The 5,576-nt window shown below is 33.9% G+C and carries 5 protein-coding genes and 2 pseudogenes; 6 read left to right on the plus strand and 1 reads right to left on the minus strand.

The features are described from left to right. The coding region (locus LLA01S_RS11520; protein ID WP_061778350.1) for an IS3 family transposase at positions 1 to 171 on the minus strand (171 nt) is incomplete at its 3' end. Between the two features lie 57 nt (positions 172 to 228). On the opposite strand from LLA01S_RS11520, the pseudogene LLA01S_RS11525 reads away from it, so the two are divergent. From LLA01S_RS11525 to spxB, 6 genes and pseudogenes are all read left to right on the plus strand, one after another. Beyond that, a pseudogene (locus LLA01S_RS11525) lies at positions 229 to 531 on the plus strand (pyridoxamine 5'-phosphate oxidase family protein); the annotation flags it as partial. A gap of 34 nt (positions 532 to 565) precedes the next feature. Continuing rightward, complete coding sequence (locus LLA01S_RS11530; RefSeq protein ID WP_011677119.1) at positions 566 to 895, plus strand: iron chaperone; 330 nt, start codon at positions 566 to 568, stop codon at positions 893 to 895. Between the two features lie 71 nt (positions 896 to 966). After that, complete coding sequence (locus LLA01S_RS12670; RefSeq protein WP_014573297.1) at positions 967 to 1,128, plus strand: hypothetical protein; 162 nt, start codon at positions 967 to 969, stop codon at positions 1,126 to 1,128. A gap of 228 nt (positions 1,129 to 1,356) precedes the next feature. After that, positions 1,357 to 2,136 carry a CppA family protein gene (locus LLA01S_RS11535; protein ID WP_011677117.1) on the plus strand — a complete coding sequence of 260 codons (780 nt, stop codon included), beginning with the start codon at positions 1,357 to 1,359 and terminating at the stop codon, positions 2,134 to 2,136. Between the two features lie 72 nt (positions 2,137 to 2,208). Continuing rightward, on the plus strand, positions 2,209 to 3,165 hold the full coding sequence (locus tag LLA01S_RS11540) for a serine hydrolase domain-containing protein (protein ID WP_015082898.1): 957 nt from the start codon (positions 2,209 to 2,211) through the stop codon (positions 3,163 to 3,165). A gap of 249 nt (positions 3,166 to 3,414) precedes the next feature. Beyond that, positions 3,415 to 5,141: pseudogene (spxB, locus tag LLA01S_RS11545) on the plus strand (pyruvate oxidase). Positions 5,142 to 5,576: the final 435 nt, after the last annotated feature.

Raw genomic sequence — 5,576 nt, forward strand, 5'->3', positions numbered from 1 at the left:
AAAATCGGCTTTAGAGACGGAGCTTTCATTAGATTTAGAGTAGAGGTCTATCCATTTATAAATTGTTGCAGGGGCCACGTCGCATTCTTTAGACAGCTGGGTGACGGATTGACCAGAATGATAGAAGGCGATAAGGGTTTCTTTAAATTCTTTTGAGTAGCGTTTTTGCATGTTTTTGTCCTTTGTCTAAATTATACAATAGTGACTCTAAGATTTAAGGATAACATCAATCCCTTAGTTGCTGTAGAGATGGATCAACCCGATAAAATCATTGAAGGCAATAAAAATGCTTCAACATATTCTTATGCTTATCAAAGCTTAATCGGTTTTGGTGAGGCAAAAATTATTGAAGATTTAGAGGAAAAAAGAAATGCTTTGCATCTTTTGATGGCACATGCGGCTAAAGGAAAAACATTTGACCCTATTCCTGAAAAAACTTTGGAACGAGTGGGGGTCATAAAAATTATCATAGATTCTTACACAGTAAAACAAAATATTCATCCCGATAAAAAGAGAGAAGAACATAAATAAGAAGGGCTAGACTAAGAAATAGAGGAGTTTAATGATGGAGTTTGAAGAGTTTTTTATAAATAATCAGCTGATGAAATTGATTCGAGAAACTGTTTTATCAATTTTTCCTGAGGCCCAAGAACGTATTTCTTATGGAATGCCTGCTTGGTTTAATGGAAAAACGGTACTTATCTATGCTCAGCCTCAAAAGCATCATTTAGGAATTTATCCTAGACCAAATTTTATTGAAAAACATTTAGAAGTACTCAAACAACAATATGAATGCAGCAAAGGAACGATAAAAGTTCCTTATGGAATTGAGCATGGTGAGCTTAGGAAATTAGTAAGTGATGTTATAAATTGGAATTTAACACATTTTACTTAAGTTTATCAACTTGATAACATAAAAAGTTATTCGATTTTTGTCATTTTTAATTGGGTAACAAGGAAGTAATTATGAAAAATAAACAACTGCAAAAAGATTTACTCAATATATTATATTTTTTTATTATATTAATAGTAGGCGCACTGGTAATGATTGGACTTGTTCTTTTACTTGTTACAGCCTGTGAGTATGATTTATCCCTTAATAAATTTCCATCTGCAAAAAACTGGTAGGAAAAATTTCAAAAAATAATATTTTTATCTTTAGATATCAGGCTGAAATGCAGATAAATCTGCTAAAAAACTGACTTAGCATCGGATATAAGAAATAGCAAAATTAAGTTGCTCAGACTTATGTTATATAAGACATACAAAAACTAAAGATATAAATCGTTGATAATTTCTTTGAAATTTGCGAAAATAAGAGATAGCTATTTGTAAATGTAATCAATGGAGGCTAAAATGAGCGAAATTATAAATCATATTACCGCTTTTCAACCAGTCTATCGTGTTCTTCATCGTGAAGAAAATTTAGATTTTTATCGTGGAGTTCTAGGCTTTAAGGTATTGGTAGAAGAAGGGGCAATGGTATGGCTTGGTGGACATGAAGCGAAAAAAGATCGTTTCCAATTAGAAGAATCACCAGGTTTTCATCCGGTTGAAGGATTAAAAAAACACGGACAGACTGTCATTAAAGCAAATTCATCTGAGATTGAACAATTAATTGTTCGTAACTTAGATAAAATTGCTAAAATTTATCAAGGAAAAAATGGTCTTGCTTTTACGGCTCTTTCTCCTGAAGCAGGTCTTTTTTTGGTAAGTTCAGACTCACTGACAGACCTACCAGCACTGACAGAAATTAATAAATCAGAAATTAAGCTCAATCTTGATAAAAATTTCAAAGGTTTATCAGACTTTGAAATTACAGCAATGAACTTAAATGTTGCTGACAAGTCAATTATTGAATTTTACGAATCTGTATTTGATCTTAAAGCGATTGATGGTAAAATTGAATTTCCGTTTGTGACTTTGACCTTAAATGTTGAAGAAAGTGAAGATTTAACTGCAGGGACAGATGAGGTTCTTGACCTTGAATTTTTGATATTCATGATTGATAAAGACTTTGATTTGAAAGCTTTTGCTAATCAATTTTCAGAAGCAAATGGAACTTACATCGATGCGTCAGCAAAAACTTTTTCTTTAGAAGTTCCTGACCATGCTGAACTTTGGTTTGTAAAATAAGAAGTTAGTTTAAAAAATCTGTTAAATTTTGACAGATTTTTTTGCTCAAAAGAAAAAGAAGCAGAGGATAAAATGAAAAATCAACAAGAATTTTTAGCGATGATAGAAGATTATCTTGAGCGTGATGTTTTCCCTGGTGTTAATTTTGCAATTCTTGAGGGAGAAGAAGTTTCTGAGTATTTATTTGGTAAAGCAGCTCTTATTCCTGAACCTATCGCTTTGACTCCTGGAAAAAAATGGGATTTGGCCTCACTTACGAAAGTGATTGGGACTGGAACTGCGGTCATTGACCTTGTTCTTGCTGGAAAGTTAGAACTTGATGCGCCGCTTCAAAAATATTATGCCAAATTTACTGACAGCACGGTTAGTTTGCGACAGTTACTGACACATACTTCTGGAATTGATCCCTACATCCCGAATCGGGACAAATTAGGTTTTTTTGAACTGACAGAAGCAATTAATCAGATTAGAGTAACTGATGATAAGAGCTTTAAATATACTGATATTAATTTTATTTTATTAGGATTTTTATTGGAAGAATATTATGATGAAAGTCTAGATTATATTTTTAATAAAAATATTTTCAAGAACTGGGAAATGAAGCAAACAAGTTTTGGATCAGTAGAAAATGCTGTACCTACAAGTCAAAATATTCCGCTAGGGACAGTTCATGATCCTAAAGCTCAAGTATTAAAAAATCATTGTGGCTCTGCTGGCTTGTTTTCAACCTTATCTGATATGATTTTATTTAGTCAAGCTTATTTTAGAGAAGAGAAATATTTAGAGCTTTTGAAAAATTATGCTGATGGAGCGAAAGAAAGGAGCTTAGCTTGGGACTTACCAGCTGAAAATAATGATTGGCTCCTTCATACAGGATACACTGGAACTTTTATATTAATTAATCCTCGCATCAAAAAAGCAGTTGTTTTTTTATCAAACCGTGTACATCTCAAGGATAATCGAGAAAAATGGATTGAAGAACGTGACCGATTAATAAAGTTCTTAATCAATCATTTAAGTTTAGACTGATATTTTTGAATGAATCAACAAGTAGAACTGTAACTTTTAGTTTACGGTTCTTTTTTAGTTGTTGCTGATAGACTAAGAAAATAAAGTGGAGAACTCAAATAATTTACAATTAGATTATTTTGACCTATAATTTACTTAGAAAGTATTTTATTTACCTAAAAATGAAAGGGGAATGTTTAATAATTAGTATTTTTTAAAGCAGTGTTAACATAGTTAGTAATTGATAGATTGAACATCAAGGAGAAAATCATGACAAAAATAAATGCAGCAGATGCAATGTTAAAAGTTATTGAAGATTGGGGTGTCAAAAATATTTACGGTTTACCCGGCGGATCAATTGATTCGACAATGAACGCATTATATAATCGAAAAGACACATTGAATTATATTCAAGTTCGCCATGAAGAAGTGGGGGCTTTAGCGGCTGTCGGAGAAGCAAAAGTAACCGGAGAGATTGGTGTAACCTTTGGTTCGGCAGGACCAGGAGCCGTTCATTTATTAAATGGCTTATATGACGCTCAATACGATCATGTTCCAGTCCTTGCCTTAGTTGGACAAGTTCCAACAAGTGCGATGAACACTAATTATTTCCAAGAGTTAAACGAAAATCCAATGTTTGCTGATGTTAGTGTTTATAATCGAACAGTAATGACAGCAGAACAAATGCCAGCGGTAGTTGACGAAGCCATTCGTCAAGCCTATGCTAAACGTGGTGCTGCTGTCATTACCATTCCCAAAGATTTAGGTTGGCAAGAAATTGAAGACAACTATATTTCTAGTGCGAACTTATATCAAAAGCCACTACCTTTAGAGCCTGATAGTGAAAGAATTCAACAAGCTTGGAAAATACTAAAAGAAGCAAAACACCCCTTGATATATATCGGACAAGGAACAAGAGGAGCACGTGAAGAAGTTTTAGCTCTTTCTAAAATGCTACAAGCTCCAATTTTGAGCTCAGCTCTAGCTAAAGGGATAGTTCCCGATAATGCGCCTGCATATATGGGCTCTGCTGGACGGGTTGCTTCTAAACCGGGGGTAGAGATTGCCTCTAATACTGATGCTGTGCTATTCTTAGGTTCAGATATGCCTTTCCAAAGTTTCTTTATCCCTGAAGATGCCAAATATATTCAAGTTGACATTGACGGAACTAAATTTGGACGTCGTCATCAAGTTGATTTGGCCATTTTGGCTGACGCTAAATTGACCATAAAAAAATTAATGGAAATTGGAGAACAACTTCCAGAAACGGCTTGGTATCGTGCAGCCTTAGCAGACAAAGAAAATTGGGTAGAATGGCTTGAAAAACGTTCGCTTATCGATAGTTCACCATTAGAAGTAGAGCCAGTCTTTAAAGCAATCAATGAAATGGCAACTGATGATGCTATTTTCCAAGTTGATGTGGGAAATGTAACAATCGATGGCATGCGACTTCTTGATACAAGTAAAAACCAAAGATTTACGACAAGTGGTTGGTATGCTACGATGGGCTATGCTTTGCCGGCAGCAATTGGGGCAAGTCTCAATATCCAAACCGACAAGTTTGGTCAATTTCTGGGGATGGAGCTTGGGCGATGGTGATGCCTGATATTTTAACTCAGGTCAAATACCATTTACCAATCATTAATGTTGTTTTAACTAATAAGAGCCTAGGCTTTATTGAAGCAGAACAAGATGATGCCAAACAACCACACTCTGGAATTGATTTGATTGGAGCAAATTTTGGAGCTTCGGCAGCAGCTTTGGGTGCAGTAGGATTTGATGTCAATAACTTGTCAGAACTGAAAGAGGCCTTTGCAAAAGCGAAAGAAACTGATCGACCAGTTGTCATTAATGTCAATATTTTTGACCATCGTCCTTTGCCTGTTGAACAATTAAAACTTGATTCATCCATTTACGGAGAAGAAACTGTTGAGGCTTTCGAGAAAGAATACCAAACTCAAGGTTTAATTCCTTTCAGTAAACTTATTAAAGAATAAAAAAATCATTAGAAAAAAAGATACTGGATATTCCAGTGTTTTTTTTTATTTTGAAAACCTTAAACAAAATGAAGGTGAATACAAAACGACATTTTGAAATGTATTTTGGTTGGGGAATCAAGGGCAATATGAGATAATTATTTTGTTAAACGAGTTTAAGATTAAAAAATATCTCGTAAACACATTTTTAGAGGGGCTTTATAACAAAAAGATGAGAAATTGTTGGTGGCTTGGAGAGTTTTTTATATTGCTTGTAATAAATAAATTATATTTTGTGAAGAAAGGAGTCTTAGAAAGACGAAAAGTTTTTAAGAACAAAAGAATAATTCTGATAAGAAGGGAAGATTAATGACAAAAAAATGGGCAGTATGTTTAAGTATAATTATATTGGTTATAAACTTTATTCCAAACCTAATGCAAGGACCTAAGGTTCTG

This window comes from Lactococcus cremoris subsp. cremoris NBRC 100676, from assembly GCF_001591705.1.
Taxonomy (GTDB): domain Bacteria; phylum Bacillota; class Bacilli; order Lactobacillales; family Streptococcaceae; genus Lactococcus; species Lactococcus cremoris.